General features: G+C 32.4%; 14 protein-coding genes. 10 read left to right on the forward strand and 4 right to left on the reverse strand.

The genetic code is table 11. From position 1 onward, the window contains the following. The first annotated feature begins 10 nt into the window (after positions 1-10). The 6 genes from KM029_RS04175 to KM029_RS04200 all read left to right on the forward strand — a co-directional run bounded on the left by KM029_RS04175 (position 11) and on the right by KM029_RS04200 (position 7,326). Positions 11-391 (forward strand): Rid family detoxifying hydrolase, encoded by a 381-nt coding sequence (locus tag KM029_RS04175; RefSeq protein ID WP_144075522.1) that lies wholly within the window; start codon positions 11-13, stop codon positions 389-391. Positions 392-498: 107 nt separating this feature from the next. Next, positions 499-2,592 carry a phosphate acetyltransferase gene (pta, locus tag KM029_RS04180; RefSeq protein WP_144075523.1) on the forward strand — a complete coding sequence of 698 codons (2,094 nt, stop codon included), beginning with the start codon at positions 499-501 and terminating at the stop codon, positions 2,590-2,592. A gap of 120 nt (positions 2,593-2,712) precedes the next feature. Continuing rightward, on the forward strand, positions 2,713-3,921 hold the full coding sequence (locus KM029_RS04185; RefSeq protein ID WP_144075524.1) for an acetate/propionate family kinase: 1,209 nt from the start codon (positions 2,713-2,715) through the stop codon (positions 3,919-3,921). 119 nt (positions 3,922-4,040) lie between these two features. Beyond that, complete coding sequence (locus KM029_RS04190) at positions 4,041-4,325, forward strand: TIGR03643 family protein (RefSeq protein WP_144075525.1); 285 nt, start codon at positions 4,041-4,043, stop codon at positions 4,323-4,325. A 31-nt stretch (positions 4,326-4,356) separates the two neighbouring features. Beyond that, complete coding sequence (locus tag KM029_RS04195; protein WP_144075526.1) at positions 4,357-5,829, forward strand: cryptochrome/deoxyribodipyrimidine photo-lyase family protein; 1,473 nt, start codon at positions 4,357-4,359, stop codon at positions 5,827-5,829. After that, positions 5,830-7,326, forward strand: a complete 1,497-nt coding sequence (locus tag KM029_RS04200) for a cryptochrome/photolyase family protein (protein WP_144075527.1) — start codon at positions 5,830-5,832, stop codon at positions 7,324-7,326. On the opposite strand, the gene KM029_RS04205 is transcribed toward KM029_RS04200, so the two are convergent. Beyond that, positions 7,323-9,668 (reverse strand): TonB-dependent receptor, encoded by a 2,346-nt coding sequence (locus tag KM029_RS04205; RefSeq protein WP_144075528.1) that lies wholly within the window; start codon positions 9,666-9,668, stop codon positions 7,323-7,325. The genes KM029_RS04200 and KM029_RS04205 overlap by 4 nt on opposite strands. Positions 9,669-9,818: 150 nt before the next feature. Here KM029_RS04205 and KM029_RS04210 point away from each other — a divergent pair, with 150 nt between their 5' ends. Further along, on the forward strand, positions 9,819-10,250 hold the full coding sequence (locus KM029_RS04210) for a DoxX family protein (RefSeq protein WP_144075529.1): 432 nt from the start codon (positions 9,819-9,821) through the stop codon (positions 10,248-10,250). Positions 10,251-10,275: 25 nt separating this feature from the next. Here the strand turns inward: KM029_RS04210 and KM029_RS27145 are convergent, their stop codons facing one another. Beyond that, positions 10,276-12,348: a DEAD/DEAH box helicase gene (locus tag KM029_RS27145; RefSeq protein WP_394367542.1), complete on the reverse strand. Its 2,073-nt coding sequence runs from the start codon at positions 12,346-12,348 to the stop codon at positions 10,276-10,278. A 259-nt stretch (positions 12,349-12,607) separates the two neighbouring features. On the opposite strand from KM029_RS27145, the gene KM029_RS04220 reads away from it, so the two are divergent. Then, on the forward strand, positions 12,608-14,593 hold the full coding sequence (locus KM029_RS04220) for an OmpA family protein (RefSeq protein WP_144075530.1): 1,986 nt from the start codon (positions 12,608-12,610) through the stop codon (positions 14,591-14,593). 5 nt (positions 14,594-14,598) lie between these two features. Here KM029_RS04220 and KM029_RS04225 read toward each other — a convergent pair whose 3' ends face one another. Beyond that, on the reverse strand, positions 14,599-15,189 hold the full coding sequence (locus KM029_RS04225) for a hypothetical protein (RefSeq protein ID WP_144075531.1): 591 nt from the start codon (positions 15,187-15,189) through the stop codon (positions 14,599-14,601). 116 nt (positions 15,190-15,305) lie between these two features. On the opposite strand from KM029_RS04225, the gene KM029_RS04230 reads away from it, so the two are divergent. Beyond that, a complete protein-coding gene (locus KM029_RS04230; protein WP_262712707.1) occupies positions 15,306-15,674 on the forward strand; it encodes a CidA/LrgA family protein in 369 nt (122 codons plus the stop codon). Continuing rightward, positions 15,674-16,378: an LrgB family protein gene (locus KM029_RS04235; protein WP_144075533.1), complete on the forward strand. Its 705-nt coding sequence runs from the start codon at positions 15,674-15,676 to the stop codon at positions 16,376-16,378. The genes KM029_RS04230 and KM029_RS04235 overlap by 1 nt, the downstream gene beginning before the upstream one ends. A 60-nt stretch (positions 16,379-16,438) precedes the next feature. On the opposite strand, the gene KM029_RS04240 is transcribed toward KM029_RS04235, so the two are convergent. Further along, the gene (locus tag KM029_RS04240; RefSeq protein WP_144075534.1) at positions 16,439-17,629 is read right to left on the reverse strand and encodes an ATP-grasp domain-containing protein; all 1,191 of its coding nucleotides are present in this window, start codon (positions 17,627-17,629) and stop codon (positions 16,439-16,441) included. Positions 17,630-17,636 lie beyond the last annotated feature (7 nt).

Here is a 17,636-nt window from a genome sequence, read left to right on the forward strand (position 1 = left end):
TACCACTCTCATGAAAAAAATAATTTTCAGCGATTTAGCACCATCTCCGCTAGGTCCTTATTCTCAAGCTACTTTATCAAAAGACACACTTTATGTATCTGGTCAAATAGGAATTGACCAGTCAACAGGTAGTTTCATTAACGATTCTATTGAAAATGAAACGCACCAAGTAATGAAAAACCTTGGCTATGTGTTGGCTGCTGCAGACATGACTTTTGAGGAAGTTGTGAAGTGTAGTATTTTTGTTCGTGATATGGACGATTTTGCTAAAATCAACTCTGTATACGCAACATATTTTAAAGAAGAAACAGCCCCTGCAAGAGAAACTGTACAAGTTGCTCGCCTACCAAAAGATGTAGGTATAGAAATATCATGTATAGCCGTAAAGTAATTACGGTTTATTACATATAAATATTAGCATTTATCACAGGTCATCTATTTATTTTGACCTGTGATTAAAAATTAAACGAGAAATTATAAAACCACCATTAAAATCAAATGACAAATTCGATTTACATTAGCACAGCTGAGCCCAATAGTGGTAAAGCTTTAGTTGCTTTAGGTATTTTAGAGAATTCACTAAGAAAAAGTTCAAAAGTAGGATTCTTTAAACCAGTTATCGGGGACTATCAATCAGGAAAAGAAGATGAGCATATTTCATTGGTCATCGAACACTTTGGATTAAATTTAACTCACGAAGAAGCTTACGGTTTAACTTTAAAAAAAGCTAATGAGCTTATATCACAAGGTAAAAAAGATGAAATGCTAGAGATTGTTATCTCTAAGTATAAGAAATTAGAAGAGCGTTTTGACTTTATTTTAATTGAAAGTAGCGATTACAAAAATTCAATTACTTTAGAACACAGCCTTAATATTGAGTTTGCTAAAAACTTAGCATCTCCAGTATTGGTATTAACCAATGCAAACAATAAATCTGTTCACGAATGTACGGATGCTCTAAGAGTATCTATTGATGACTTTAGCTCTAACGACTGTAAAGTTATTGGTGCTGTTGTAAACCGTGTTGACGCAGATATCATTAATGAATTAAACGTAGTTCTTGCAGATAATTTTGCTCAAGAAGAAATGCTTTTAGCAACTATTCCAGGCGACGAAAGAATCTCAAGCCCTACTATTAGAGATATAGCAGAGCATTTAAAAGCAAAAGTTTTATACGGTGAAGATAATTTGGATGTACTTGTAGACAATATCACTATTGCTGCAATGCAAATGCAAAACTTCTTACCTAAAGTAAAACCTAATTCTTTAGTTATTACACCAGGTGATAGAGGTGATATTGTTTTAGGAACATTATCAGCTCATCGTTCACAAAGCTACCCAAATATTGCAGGTATTTTATTAACTACAGGCTTAGCACCTGATGAGTCGATTAAACGTGTAATTGAAGGTATGCAAGATATGATCCCTGTTCTTTCAGTAGATCATAACACATATATTACAGCAAATGATGCAAACGAAGTAACAGCATCTATGCGTGCAAATGATTTAACGCGTATTTCTTATGCAAAAGAATTATTTGCTAAGCATGTAGACAACAAGTTATTAGATAACTTGCTAAGTACAGTTAAGGTGGAAGGAATGACACCTAAGATGTTCCAATACATGCTTACACAAAGAGCAAAACAAAAGAGATCAAGAATTGTTCTTCCAGAAGGAAACGATCCTAGGATCTTGGAAGCTTCTGCAATCTTAGCAACTCAAGATATTGTAGATATAATCTTATTGGGTAAAGAAGAAGAAATTATTGACGTTGCGCGTAACAACCACGTTAATATTGACTTCTCTCAAGTAGAAATTATCGACCCTGTAAAATATTCTAAATTCAATGAGTACGTGAATACTCTTTATGAATTAAGAAAACATAAAGGTATGAACTTAGATATGGCAACTGATGCAATGTCTGACGTTTCTTACTTTGGTACTATGATGGTACAAATGGGAGATGCAAACGGTATGGTATCTGGTGCAGTACATACAACTGCAGCAACAATCCGCCCAGCATTACAAGTAATCAAAACAAAACCTGGTACTTCTGTAGTATCTTCTGTTTTCTTTATGAGTTTACCTGATAGAGTTTTAGTTTATGGTGATTGTGCTGTAAATCCTAACCCTAACTCAGAGCAATTATCTGAAATTGCTATTTCTTCTGCAGAAACAGCCATTTCTTTTGGTATTGAACCAAAAATTGCAATGTTATCTTATTCTTCAGGTGCTTCTGGATCTGGTGAGGAAGTAGAAAAAGTACGTAAAGCAACAGAAATTGCTAAAGCAAAACGTCCTGACTTAAAAATCGAAGGTCCAATTCAATACGATGCGGCTGTAGATGCTAAAGTTGGTGCTCAAAAAATGCCTGGTTCTGATGTTGCTGGTCAAGCAAATGTATTGATCTTCCCTGATTTAAACACAGGTAACAATACATATAAAGCAGTACAAAGAGAGACTGGTGCATTAGCTATCGGTCCTGTTCTACAAGGTTTAAATAAACCAGTAAACGACTTATCAAGAGGTTGTTTAGTAGAAGATATCTTGAATACAGTTATTATAACTGCTATCCAAGGTAACCAATCATAAAGTATTTTTGGGCAGTAGAATAATAACAGCCTTTAAACATATTAAGATTACCTCTTCTATTAGGAGAGGTAATCTTCTTATTTTTGCACATTAATAATCATAATAACTCCTTATATTCAAATGAAAATTCTTGTAATAAACGCAGGTAGTTCTTCGTTAAAATACCAACTATTTGAGATGGAAGGTACTGTAGTACTTTGCTCTGGTATTGTAGAAAGAATCGGTTTAGAATCTGGTATCATAACGCACAAAACATTTGATGCTGAAGGAAATGCTACTAAAGTTAAAAAAGAGTTACCTATTCCTAATCATAATGTTGGCCTTACAGAAGTAGTGGCTTTACTTACAGATGCAGACAATGGTGTAATTCAAAATACAGACGATATTCAAGCAGTTGGACACAGAGTTGTTCACGGTGGTGAATTCTTTAATAAACCAACAGTAATTACAACTGAGGTAAAAGAAAAAATTAGAGAATGTTTCCAACTTGCTCCACTTCATAACCCTGCCAATTTACAGGGTATAGAAGATTGTACAAACATATTTACTAAAGCAACTCAAGTAGCTGTTTTTGACACTGCTTTTCACCAAACTATGCCTTCAAAATCATATCGTTATGCAGTACCTGCAGAATTATATGAAAAGAACGGCGTTCGTGTTTATGGTATGCATGGTACATCTCATAAATATGTCTCAGAAACAGCAATAGATTATTTAGGTCTTAAAGGCAAAGATTCGAAAGTAATTACAATTCACTTAGGAAATGGTTGTTCAATGTCAGCTGTACGTAATGGTGAATGTATAGATACTTCTATGGGCTTCTCTCCTCTTGATGGCCTAATGATGGGTACTCGTTCAGGAGATATTGACCCTGCTGTAGTGTTCTATCTAATTGATAAATTAGGTATGAAATCTGACGAAGTATATGATTTACTTAACAAGAAATCTGGTATGCTTGGTATTACTGGTGACAGTGACATGCGTGATATAGAAGAGAGATTTAATGCAGGTGATGAAGCTGCAATCTTAGGTTTACACATGTATACTTATCGTATCAAAAAATATATTGGTGCATACATGGCTGCGTTAAACGGAGCTGATGCAATTGTATTTACTGCAGGTGTTGGAGAGAACGATCATGGTGTTCGTTTATTAGCTGCAAATGATTTAGAATTTTTAGGCATTTCTTTAGATGTGGCTAAGAATGATAAATTAAGAGCTTCTGAAATTGAAGAAATTCAAGCTGCTGATTCTAAAATTAAAGTTTTAGTTGTTCCAACTAATGAAGAATTAGAAATTGCTTTATTGACTCAAAAAATTGTTGGATAATTAATTCCAACTCAATTTATATGAAAAGGTGAATCAGAAATGGTTCACCTTTTTTTTATGAATACTTATTTACCTAAAAACAATTAGAAGGTGTTTCTGTTTTATATAAAATGATAAAAATGGCAACACCACAAATAACCTCAGAAGAAATTGATAGAATTATCCAGATGGCATGGGAAGATAGAACTCCTTTTTCGGCCATAGAATATCAATTTAACTATACAGAAGCTGATGTTATCTCTCTAATGAGAAGAGAACTAAAAAGATCAAGTTTTAATCTTTGGAGAAAAAGGGTGCACTCCATTACAAATCACAAGCACATCAAAAAAAGAAACAATGAAATTTCTAGATTTAAATGCTCTAGGCAAAGAATGATATCTGGAAATAAAATATCAAAACGATAATCTTTTCACCCATATCAACTGACCTATTCTCATGGAAACTAAAGAAATTAATATTGTTTGGTTAAAGAGAGATTTAAGAACTCAAGACCATAGAGCACTACATGAAGCAGAACAAAGTAATTTACCTTATGTAATTGTATTCATCTTTGAGCCAAGTTGTAATTGTTATAAAGATACCTCTTTACGTCACCTTCAGTTTCAATACCAATCTTTATTAACAATGAACGCTGTATTGCAACAAAACAATCATAAGGTGCAAGTAATGTACGGTGAGGCAATTGAAATTTTTGAAAAAATATCATTTACTTATCGAATTAAAACCATTTTTAGTTATCAAGAAAGTGGCATAAAAAAAACCTATTTACGTGATATTGCTTTAAAAAAAGCATTCCTATCAAATGGTATCGAATGGATAGAGTATCAAAGGGATGGGATTCAACGAGGAATAAAAAATAGAATAGATTGGGATAAAAATTGGTTTTCAACTATGAATACTCCCATCATAGAAAATAAATACAGCAATAATAAATCTTTTGAAATAATTAACCCTGCTCCTCTGCCCATACGCATTAAAAATAATTATAAAAATTACTCTAATTCATTTCAACCAGCAGGAGAAATTTACGGGTACAAGTATCTTGAAACTTTTGCTAACGGTAGAGGATTTACCTACCATAAATTCATTTCAAAACCTTTAGAAAGTCGTACTTCATGTGGAAGATTATCACCATACTTAGCCTGGGGGAATTTATCCATTAAACAATGCTATCAGTTTTTAAAAAATCACCCGAATAGAGCTTTTAATAAAAGAGCATTTTCTGGAATAATGACTCGGCTTAAATGGCATTGTCACTTTATTCAGAAATTTGAAAGTGAATGTACTTATGAAACAGAATGTGTAAACAGAGGATATGAGACATTAGTTAATACGAATGATGCTACCTTTTTAACTGCTTGGAAAGAAGGTAAAACAGGTTATCCTTTAGTTGATGCTTGTATGCGATGTTTAATAGAAACGGGTTGGTTAAATTTCAGAATGAGAGCAATGCTTGTCTCCTTTCTATGTCATCATTTAGATCAAGATTGGAGAAGAGGTGTATACCATTTGTCAAATTTATTTTTGGATTACGAACCTGGCATTCATTACACACAATTTCAAATGCAGGCAGGTACAACAGGCGTTAATACCATTCGAATTTACAATCCGGTGAAGCAGTCTATTGAACACGATCCCAAAGGAAAATTTATTCGTAGTTGGGTGCCAGAATTAAAAAACATACCAGACAACTATATACATGAACCTTGGAAGATGACTCGTTTAGATAGGGCTTTTAATAATTTAGGCGACCTTGAATACCCAGATCCAATAATAGACCTAATTGAGAGTGGTAAAAAAGCACGTAAAAGAATTTGGGGACACAGAAAGGAAAGTACAGTTAAAAACGATAAAGAACGTATTTTAATACTACACACTAGAAATAACCTCAACAAAAAAGCTATTTAAATGAAATCTATTGCCATTGTTTTTCCCCATCAATTATTAAAAGAGTCCCCTTTACTCCAGTACAATTCATTTCTTTTAATTGAGGAGTATTTATTTTTCAATCAGTATAAGTTTCACAAACAAAAAATTGCATTTCATAGAGCATCTATGAAAAACTATGAAAGTTATTTAAAGAAATTGGGTAAAGACGTTTTGTATATAGAAAGTCATCAAAATAATGACATAAGAAACATTATTGAATATATAGGCAATGACATAAATGAAATTGTAGCCATAGACCCTACTGATAATTGGCTAGAAAGTCGTTTGAAATCAACTTGTTTAAAAAATAATATCAATTTAAACCTGTTAGAAAATCCTTCTTTTCTTAATACAAAACAGATCAATGAAAGGTTACTAAATAAAACGGTAAAAAAATATTATCACTCAAAATTTTACAAGGCACAGAGAATTCGATTAAATATTCTCATTGATAAAGATACTCAACCAATTGGCGAACAATGGTCTTTTGATAGTGATAATAGAAAAAAGTATCCTGCGAAAAAAACACCTCCAAAAGTACAATTTTGTACAGCAACAGCAACCCATAATGAAGCTATTGAGTACACTGAGAAGTATTTCCCTAAAAATTATGGTGTAATAAATAGAAATAATTTATACCCAACAGATTTTAATACGGCAGAATTGTGGTTAGATCAATTCTTAGAAGAGCGATTTAGAGAATTTGGTGTTTATGAAGATGCCATGGTAAATAACGAAAACATTCTAAATCACAGCTTACTATCTCCTCTTTTAAATACTGGCTTATTATCAATACAATATGTTATACAACGTATTCTTGATTTTGTTTCAAAAAATGAAATTCCATTAAATTCTACAGAAGGCTTAATTAGGCAACTTATTGGATGGAGGGAATTTATTAGAGGGATTTACGAAATAAGAGGAAGTGAAGAAAGAACTTCTAATTATTGGAATTTCACTACTAAAATACCCGATTCTTTTTATAATGGTTCAACAGGAATACCTCCAATTGATGATTGTATAAAAAAGGTTTTAGCTACAGGATATTGTCATCATATTGAACGGTTGATGCTACTTGGTAACTTTATGCTTTTGTGTGAATTTCATCCCAATGCAGTTTATAAATGGTTTATGGAATTATTTATTGATGCATACGATTGGGTAATGGTGACGAATGTTTATGGTATGAGTCAGTTTGCCGATGGAGGATTGATGGCTTCAAAGCCTTATATAAGCAGTAGCAATTATGTCATTAAAATGAGCAATTATAAAAAAGGGGAATGGCAAAAAACTTGGGACGGATTATTTTGGCGTTTCATGAACAAACAGAGAAGTAGTATGAAGAAAAATCCGAGACTTAGTATGCTTATAAATAATTATGATAAAATGGATAGTCTTAAAAAAGAAAATCTTTCCACTCATGCAGAAAGATTTCTTTTAGAATTTAGTTGTAAACAGCCTTCACTTTTTGATTAAAACCAACTAGAAAGACTAACTGAAAAGTTACGTCCAGGCTCTGGTAAATTTAATATTCTATATCTAGATAGATGCCTCATATAATTAGCATCTGTAAGATTATCTATTCTAAATGTAAGATTTCCGTATATTGATTTCATATGAAAACCTGTACCCATTTTTAGTCCCATTACAGCATAACCATCTGTAGCAAGTTCATTCCTATCTACTCTATTTTGTGCTTGAACTAATTCTGCATTTACGGAAATATAGGGCTTACTAAAAAAACCACTTTTTACAGGTTGAGTAAAAGTCAACTCGTTTAACGTTGCTAAAGGAGGCACAAACGGAAATGATCTTTGTGTTTGGGCATTTACCGCATACACATATTCTACAGAATTAGTAAACACAAATTTCTTTGATATATTCCAATTTAGAGAGAATTCATACCCTGTAAAAAAGCCCTCACTTTCCGTATATTTATAGATTTGACCACCATCAGGCAAAGTAGAAGGAGTTCCTGATGCTGATAAGTAAATATAGTTACTATAGTAATTGAAATAAGGATTAATACTTAAAGCTATTTTTTTTGTTGCGTAACTTAAATTTATATCCCATTGGTAACCTGTTTCTGGAGATAAATCTGCAGTACCTTGCTCATGTCTAAATGTACCATGATGAACACCGTTTGCCGCTAATTCATTTGCTGTAGGTGCTCTAAAAGTTTTTGCAAGATTAGTATTTGCATCTATAATCTTTAGTAATTTCCATTTTAACCCTATAGAACCCGTAAAATTATAATAATCATTAGAAATCGCTTCGGCTCTCACCCAAGGATTTCCAGAATTTGGAGGATCTTCAAAATAACTATCAACATATTCTTCAGAATCAAAAGAAATGTAATCAAATCGTAAACCACCAATCAATTCTAATTTCTCTGTCATTTCCCAACCAATCATACCATATCCTCCAGCTGTATTTTGACGGTAATTTGGTATCAGAAAATCAAAACCACTACGCTCATTTTCTTGGTATTCATAATTTATACCAGTCTCCCACTTCAGGTCTTCTTTCTCTACATCATAATGAACATTTACAGATGTAGTTCTTAAATTTAATTCATTCGCTACAAAACCGTATTCACTTTCTGGTCTACCATGTCTCGTAGGATCAGAAAGTTCTTGTCTGTTATTAAATTGTTGCCCTAAATCAAACCATAAAACTCCATTACCAATATCTAGATGGGAATTCCATGTTACCATTTGATGCAAAATTTCTTGTTTAGGAACAGATGGGTTTCTTTCATCTCCAAAACTATCCAACCAACTTTGAGAAGGGATACCTGTTGCTCCAGGAAATAGACCTACAGATTCTTTAAACATAGAATAAGAAATACTACTAATCCAATTATTAGTTTCTAACCCAACGGTAGCCTTTATATTACCTATATCTCCACCCGTATTTACTAATACTCCATTATCAATTCTATAAATTCCACCTAAATAATCAAAAGTTTCAGCTGGTACATTATAATTTCCAAAATCTTCATATCCACCAGCTAGTTGGTAAAATATTCTTTCTTTTTGCCCGTTTACTTTAAAGTCAGCCCCTATATATTGGTTATTACTTCGGTAAGTTATACCTGCTTTTCCTTCAATGCTATTTTCGCCTAAAGGTTCTGGAGATTTCATTCTAATTACCCCACCTAAACCATCAGATCCATATTTTAAAGTTGCCGCCCCTTTTGCAATTTCTACTTCATCAACTGTAGATTGACCTATAGATAAACCATGGTCCATACCCCATTGTTGGTCTTCTAGTTTTACACCATCAACACTTACAACCACTCTAGATCCAGCCATACCTCTTACAGTTGGTTTAGAGATTCCAACACCTGTACTTATATATGATACCCCAGGTGTTTTTGCTAAAGTCTCAGAAATTGTGGTAGCCTTTTGCGTTTCAAGCGTAAAAGAATTTACACTCATCAAATTCATTCCAGAAAGTGATAATTCATCATGACCATGTTCGTGAATTTCTACTTGCTCTAACTCTTCTAAAGAAGGATCAATCTCTACCTCATTTATTTTATTGGCATATAACGTTACCTTTTTCTCGTTAAAGCCTAAAAAGTGAATAATTGTTTGAATCGATTTTTTGTTTTCATCACTCACAAATTGAAAACGTCCATCGTGTGTAGTAACTGCTACTACATTACCTGTTTTTTCAACAAGAATGGTAACCCCTTCTAAAGGAGATTTTGTTTCATCATCAACAACTACACCCTTAAATGTGGTTTGTTGAGAGAAAACAAAGAGGGGGAATAATAAGAGTAATAAAGTGACGAAGTATTTTTGCAACATAATTGCAAAAATACATCATATTTTGATTTTTTAAGATTATAGCCAATCTAATTATTCATTTATTCCATCAATTTTTCAAAAACACCTCATTAAAAGTGATTTAAAAATCCATCTTTACAATTCAATCATATTACTTTTTAATAATTGCAGATGTACAAAGAACTCATTCAAACAAAAAATTCAAAATCTATACTTCTCATCAGAATTATGGTAGGTATTGTTTTTCTATCAGAAGGAATACAAAAATTCTTATTTCCAGCAATTCGTGGGGTAGGAAGATTTGAAAAAATTGGCTTACCATTTCCTGAAACTTTAGGTAATTTAATTGGAGGTTTAGAAATAATTTGCGGGCTATTAATTCTGCTTGGCTTGATGACTCGTTTAGGGAGCTTCTTTACTTTTATGATAATGCTCACAGCTTTGGCAACAACAAAATTAGCTATTTTACAAAATGATGGCTTTTGGGTAATGATGCATGCAAGTAGAACAGACTTTGCTATGCTATTGGGAAGTCTATTTTTAATAATTAACGGAGGTGGCTTATGGTCATTAGACCGTGTGAAAACAAAAAAGGTAAGTTGATTTCAATTTCAACTTACCTTTTAAATTATTTCTTCTTCGACTTACCTTGTGAGATATAAGCACTTACTTTACCACTTGCACGTTGCTTATCGATAGAAACTTTATTTTTATTTCTGCGGTTTTTATCCACTTTATCTTTATTCTTTTTCCTTTCATGAAAAGCTCCTTTAAAATTAGGATCTTCTTTACGTTTCTGACGGTCAATTTCCATTGCCATATCACGTATTTCATGTTGTGGAGCTTCTTGTTCTTCCACTTCCTCTGGCATTTCTAAAACAGGAATTTCTTTATTAATAACTTCTTCAATTTTTAATAAATGATATTTCTCTGCTGGATTACAGAAAGTATAGGCAACACCTGTATTATTCGCTCTACCTGTTCTACCTACACGGTGAACATAATCGTGATACATTACCGGAACATCAAAGTTAACTACATGAGATACCATACTTACGTCAATACCTCTTGCAGCAACATCTGTTGCTACCAAAACACGTACATTTCCTTCTTTAAAATCATCAATACTATTTATTCTAGCATTCTGACCTTTGTTGGCATGAATAACCCTTACTTCACCCTCTGTATTTCTTTGTAAAAATGCAGCAACTCCATTTGCATGATCTTTCTTACGGACAAACACCATAATTCTTGATAATGAAGAATCGGTATTCATTAAATAAGCAAGAAGGTGGAGTTTCGTCATAAAGTTAGGTACGAAATAAACAAACTGATCTACCATTTCTGCAGTAGTCGCTTGTGGAGTAATTTCAACTCTTTGAGGAAATTCTAAGAACTCTTCACTTAAACGAACAACGACATCTGGCATAGTTGCAGAGAACAAAAGGTTCTGTCGTTTTCTAGGAATAATTTCTAACATCTGACGAATCTGTGGCATAAAACCCATGTCCATAATTCTATCAGCCTCATCCAGTACCATATATTTAATTGACTTAGTTTTCAATTTCCCTCTAGAATAAATATCCATTACTCTACCAGGTGTACCAACTAATAAATCAATTCCTTTTTCTACTTCCTCTATCTGTGTTTTTGGTCCAATACCACCATAAACTACCGCATGTCTTAAACCAGTATATACTGCTAATTTTTCAACTTCTTTACCAACCTGAATAGCTAACTCTCTTGTTGGTACTAATATAAGCACCCTAGGATCATTCCCTTGAGCGTATTTAGCTTTAAATAATAGTGGTAATAAATAAGCAGCCGTTTTACCAGTACCTGTTTGGGCAATCCCAAATAAATCGTGTCCTGATAATACAAGAGGAATAGCTTTATCTTGAATAGGTGTTGGTTCTGTATATCCAAGTTCATCACAAACGGTATATAATTGTTTGTTTAATTTGAATTTTCTGAAACCTAATCCCTCATCTTCTTTTCTTTTCTCTTCTAGTGCTGCAGCTTGTTCTTGTTCAGCTCCAGGTTTTTGAGGTAAAAATGTTAATTCAGGATCACCTCCTAAGTGATCTACATTATTAAATTCAACTAACTTAAACGCTCCAGTGTACTCATTATATTCCAAAGTAGTTACTCCTGTATTTTTAGGGGCAAAATTCTTCATCTCATCAAAATCCATATCAAGAAGAAGACATAAGAATATTCGAATAGAGCGACTATGCATACAAATTAAAACATTACGTTCATTTTCGTTTTGCATTATATTTTCTAACCCAACTGCCAATCGTTGTAAAACATCAAAGAGTGTTTCTCCATTCTTTGGAAAAGCATCAAAATTCCCTGCTTCCCATTCGTCTGAAATACTCTGAACTGTTTTACCATCTACAGTAAAATCATCAATTGAATTACCTTCAAAATCACCATAATTCATTTCATCAAATTCAGGAATTATTTCATAATCTAATCCTTTATCAATAAACCCTTTAGCTGTCTGATGTGTTCTTTTTAAAGAAGTAACATATAATTTATCGAATTTAAAGTCCTTGTAAGCATCGAATAATAACTTTCCTTGCTTCTGACCAATTTCGTTTAAATCTGCATCAATCTTACGACCTTGTACAATTCTTTTCGTATTGTATGCCGTCTGACCATGACGAACTAAATAAATTCTTTTTGAATTACTCATATCTGATTTTGAATTAAGCTACAAAGCTAAGTACATTAAAAAAAAAGATATACGTTTTGGTCAATTATCTTTCAATTATTTTAATAAAATGTAATTGTTAACGATTTATTACTACTTATGATAAGTAAAATGAAGTTTCTTATCTTTTTCATATTACTCAAACATCTCTATTTTTGTATTATATTGAGTTCATGTAAGTACTTCTTTCAACTTTAATTCTGAAAGAAGCACTCTATTTCCTTTTTAAACAGCTATCAGTTTGATTAAGTATTTATATATATCGCTTCTCTTTTTTGTTTTAAATAATAGTAATGGTTTTTCACAAACTATTTACTGGGCAGACACGGTTTTAGATTATTCATCTCAATATAGTGAAGCTGCTTTTGGTGCTACTCAAGCTATAGGCATTCCAAATGTACCGCTCAAATCAAATAGAAACCCTCTTGCTTGGTTGTCTGATGAAGATACTAGTGCATTTATTCAAATTGGTTTTGCTGCTCCAATAAGTAATATTAATCAGATTATTATTTGCGAAGCTTTTTACCATAATGCAGTTCAGAAAGTTGAGGTTTTAAGTAATGATCAATTTATAACTGTTTATAACCAACAAGCTGCTCATATTAAATTTGGCAGTCAGAATAGTAATTACTTCTTTAAAAAGATTGCTACTCCTATTACATCAATTAAAGTAACTTTAAAAGCGAAATCATCTATTAGATTATGTGGTATTGATGCAATTGGGGTTTCAGAATCGGCCAAAACAATAAGTATTTTACCACAAATTAGTAAAGACCTGGCTCCTAGCGTTTTGACAAAACCTCTTAGTACTGCTTTAAATACACCCGCAGATGAATCTAACCCTACTTTAGATATTAGAGGTGATAAATTATTATTCACAAGAACTTCTTACGAGGGATTTCCTTTACTTTTCGAAGCCTATTTAGATAGTCTCGATCAATGGATATCAAAAGCCGTAACAATTGATTCTAGTATCAATTTCCTACACAAATATATAACTGCAATAAGCCCTGATGGAATTACAGCCTTGTCTATTATTGATGAAAGTGGTACTGATTTTCAATTAAGCACACTAGAATTAGCAGATTCTAATTGGGTTGAGCAAGAACAAATCATCATTCCTAATGTACAATTATTAGAACAAAAATCTGATTTCTTTTTATCAAACAGTCGAAAAGTGATGCTTATGGCATTAACTGATAATAGAACAGAATCTGTAACCAACTTGTATGTTAGTTTTAAAGATGACAATAATAGATGGTCGGAACCGAAATCCTTAGGCACGAGTATCAATACTTTAGGAAAAGAAACTTCGCCATTTTTATCAACTGATGAAAAAACATTATATTTTTCTTCAACTGGACATCAAGGGTTTGGAGGAAGCGATATTTTTGCTACAAAAAGATTAGACGATTCTTGGGAAAATTGGAGTACACCAGAAAATCTAGGACCAACAATTAATTCTGCAACCGATGAGTCTGATTTGTGTATTCCTATATCTGGAGATATTGGTTTTTTTAGTAGAGTAACTGAAAATGGTGATAAAGATATATATACTGTAAAACTACCTATTTTACTTCCGCCTGAACCTGTTGCACTAGTAAGTGGTAAAGTATTAAACAAGACAACTCAACAACCAATTCATACTAAAATTATTTATACTGATTTAATCACCCAAGAAGAAGTTGGAACCGTATTTTCTAATGCTACAACAGGCACTTACTATATAACATTACCCCTGGGTAAAGAATACTCATTCCTAGCTACATCAACTGGTTTTATGTCGCAAAGTGAACATATTGATTTAACAGATCAGAAATTAGAAATTCAGGCTATACAAGACCTTCACTTAGTACCTTTAGAAGAAACGGCAACGTTAATTTTAAAAAATATATTCTATGAGCACAACAGTAGTTACCTTCAAAAATCTTCTTATGCTGAATTAGATAGAATGGTTGACTTATTGAGTGTAGAGCCATCTATTAAAAAAGTTGAGATTACAGGATATACAGATAACCAAGGAAGTGTGAATTACAACAAATGGTTAAGTGAAAAGAGAGCTGCATCTGTTAAGAATTACCTTGTGAAAAATGGTATTGCTGCAAGTAGATTAACCATTAGTGGTAAAGGAGAAGAAAACCCAATTGCCACTAATGATTCTGTAGAGGGAAAACAAAAAAATAGACGCGTAGAGTTTCAGATAACCGAAATAGCACCTATAAATTAGTACTTTTAAAAAGATCTTTGTCGTAATCGGAGTGCATGTTGGTAATTTGCATCATATACTTTAGACGTTGAGATATAATAATAAATTACGGTATCAAGTAGCTTTTTCCTAGTAGGTAATTTCATTATTACATTTTCATCTAATTTCTGAAAAAGGTTCGAGGCAATGTTTCCAAACCATAATTCTCCAATATCTTTTCCTTTTAGTTGAACAATAATATCCTCCCAAATCCTTAGTGCTTCATCAAATACATTGTGTTCTATAAGTGATTGGAATGTTGCCTTTATTAATGAGATTTCTTCACTAGAAGTAAGTCCTTCCCCAAGTTGAATAATACCTTGATTTACATTCTCTTGAAGTGTTCTTATCCGATCAAATTCATTGTCTAATTGAATAGAATCATACTCTTCTAAATAAGCAATTGATAATACATGAAGAGCTGATTCATAATCTCCTTTTTTCTCGTAACAAGAAGCCCAAATTAAAAATTCTTTGAGGTCTACTAATTCAAACTTGTCAACTCTTTCTTCTAATACAATGATAACCTCATTGTACTTTTTTTGTGTAAGTAATTCTTCTACTGATAATTTATTCATAACTAGTTTTTGTGGTGAGCCTACTTGAATATACAGAATAAAGCGTTAAAACGCCACTATTTAATAATTCTAATAGAACTAATTCCTTAAGAAATATCGATGTATATTTATGAAAAATTAAAACACTTAATACAAAATACATGATACGCGGGTTTATGCTGATCCTAACAATGCTAGCGTTAGGAACATTAATTAATGAAGCAACGGGAGTTCCAATACCAGGAAATGTAATTGGAATGGTAATACTATTTTTATGTCTATATCTTAAAATTATTCCTTATCAATGGGTAAAAGATGCCGCAACTTCTTTAACTAAAAGAATGTCATTATTCTTTATTCCTGCTGGTGTTGGCATGATGGAATACCTTGATGTATTACAGGAAAACTGGTTAATGATTTCTGTTACCATTGTAATTTCTATGTTTGCCGTTATGCTTTCTGCAGGTTATACAGGTCAGTTTTTAGGAAAAAAAGACACTGAATAATGAAAGAACTATTACATCATCTTTTTGAAAGTGAAACGTTTGTTCTAGCAGCTACATTAGGGTTGTTCTTAATTTTTGAAGCAATTTATCAAAAAGTTAAAAGTCCAATACTAAACCCTGTTTTACTTACAATACTTACATTAATCGTTATTTTAAAAAGTACAAATGTTAGCTACCAGACTTACAAAACAAATGCTCATATGATACATTTTATGTTGGGACCTTCTGTAGTAGCTTTAGGGTATTTACTATACGAACAACTACACACAATTGGTAAAAATGCTTTTACTATTCTTGCTGCAACATTTACAGGAAGTATAATGGGAATTCTTTCTGTTATCCTAGTTGGTAAATTGTTTGGAGCAGATGAATCGCTCATTATTTCAATGGCTCCAAAATCAGTAACAACACCAATTGCAATGGCTGTTTCATTCCAGAATGGAGGTATCCCCTCCCTTACTGCAGTTTTTGTGATTATTGTAGGAATTCTTGGTGCTACTGTAGGACCAATGGTGTTACATAAAGTAGGCATAACTAAACCAATCGGTAAAGGATTAGCAATGGGTACTTGTGCTCATGGTATTGGAACTGCGGCTGCTATACAAATGGGAATTATTGAAGGGGCAATTAGTGGTTTATCCATTGGATTAATGGGTATTTTTACTGCACTACTTACGCCTTCTATCTTATCTATATTTTATTAGAATTTAGATTCTATAAGTAAAGAGGATGTTTTAAAGTAAATTAAAACATCCTCTTTTTATTTACATAAGACCAATAGAAGCTCCTACAAAAGTTTTATTGTGGTTGTATTTTACCCCAATCATTTCACCTCTACTCATCCTACAAAGATTAACTATTAATTCAGGTGATTCCTCATTATCTGCCCATATAAACATCATTCTTACTTCTACCTTTACATCTCCACCGTCAGCAGCTTCAACAATAGGTTCGTAATTAATTTTTCTTTGCAGAATATAATTCCCTCTTTCTTCTTCAGCAATAGCATCTAAGTGTTTTTGCTCTAAATGAAAAACGACACCAGCTCCTGCAAACGAATACAATGGCTTTAGAACATAGTTCTCTAAATCCTTTGGGTAAGTAGTATAATCTGTCAAAAACTTTGTTTCTGGTACAAATTTACTTTCTAAATAAGGCATTAAAGATTTACTTATTCTGAAGAACCAATTGGGATGGCCTGCCCATTCAACATTAACATCATCTGTTAATCTAAATTGAAGTTCTAAAGGTTCCCAGTTTTCTATTTCATCAAAAATTAGTCTATTATAAATTCTCTTTATTGGAGTTTTCTTACCGTTATTACTATAAAATAGATCTTTTCCTTCTTTAATTATGTCCGTAATACAAACAGTTTCTATCCCGATAATTTCTTTTGTTGCAGCAAAATCAACTTTAGTATGTTGCTTATCAGGATAAATTTCTAAAAGAATTACGTTTTCTGGAGCATGACCATTTAAAATTACCTTCTTCAATTTTTCGATATATTCCTGTTCTGAAACATCAAAAAATGGTGTTAATTTTTCATCTAAATCATATGCTTGCTTATATGCTTCTTGCTTATAAATATTAAAAGCAAAAATAGATGGAAAACCTTGTAACTCTATCATTTGAGGCTCAAGTTCTCCCTTTTCATTTTTACAAACAGCAAAATCTACAGCTAAAAAGTTAGTATGATCGTCTTCATTAGGAACTATACAATCTTTCGGAATCGCATCTTCAGTTATCTTTTTAAAGTCATCTCGCTTTAAAACAGTAACAACATCAGCACATGCTTCTTTTAATCTTGTTACAAATTCTGGCGGAAAGAAAATAGGTGTTTCAGCCATTCTGAAAGCCAATTCTTCACCAAATTTATCAGCAAAATACTTAGTAAGTGATTTATATTTATCGTCTGAGAAATTCTTGTTGAATTCTCCTCTTAAAGACTTGATCATATCTACT

The sequence above is a fragment of the Flammeovirga kamogawensis genome (genome assembly GCF_018736065.1).
Classification (GTDB): Bacteria; Bacteroidota; Bacteroidia; order Cytophagales; family Flammeovirgaceae; genus Flammeovirga; species Flammeovirga kamogawensis.

Bases quoted from the DNA above. Each gene is read 5' to 3' on its own strand.
- KM029_RS04175 (WP_144075522.1), top strand. From the start codon at position 11: ATGAAAAAAATAATTTTCAGCGATTTAGCACCATCTCCGCTAGGTCCT.
- pta (WP_144075523.1), top strand. From the start codon at position 499: ATGACAAATTCGATTTACATTAGCACAGCTGAGCCCAATAGTGGTAAA.
- KM029_RS04185 (WP_144075524.1), top strand. From the start codon at position 2,713: ATGAAAATTCTTGTAATAAACGCAGGTAGTTCTTCGTTAAAATACCAA.
- KM029_RS04190 (WP_144075525.1), top strand. From the start codon at position 4,041: ATGGCAACACCACAAATAACCTCAGAAGAAATTGATAGAATTATCCAG.
- KM029_RS04195 (WP_144075526.1), top strand. From the start codon at position 4,357: ATGGAAACTAAAGAAATTAATATTGTTTGGTTAAAGAGAGATTTAAGA.
- KM029_RS04200 (WP_144075527.1), top strand. From the start codon at position 5,830: ATGAAATCTATTGCCATTGTTTTTCCCCATCAATTATTAAAAGAGTCC.
- KM029_RS04205 (WP_144075528.1), bottom strand. From the start codon at position 9,668: ATGTTGCAAAAATACTTCGTCACTTTATTACTCTTATTATTCCCCCTC.
- KM029_RS04210 (WP_144075529.1), top strand. From the start codon at position 9,819: ATGTACAAAGAACTCATTCAAACAAAAAATTCAAAATCTATACTTCTC.
- KM029_RS27145 (WP_394367542.1), bottom strand. From the start codon at position 12,348: ATGAGTAATTCAAAAAGAATTTATTTAGTTCGTCATGGTCAGACGGCA.
- KM029_RS04225 (WP_144075531.1), bottom strand. From the start codon at position 15,189: ATGAATAAATTATCAGTAGAAGAATTACTTACACAAAAAAAGTACAAT.
- KM029_RS04235 (WP_144075533.1), top strand. From the start codon at position 15,674: ATGAAAGAACTATTACATCATCTTTTTGAAAGTGAAACGTTTGTTCTA.
- KM029_RS04240 (WP_144075534.1), bottom strand. From the start codon at position 17,629: ATGATCAAGTCTTTAAGAGGAGAATTCAACAAGAATTTCTCAGACGAT.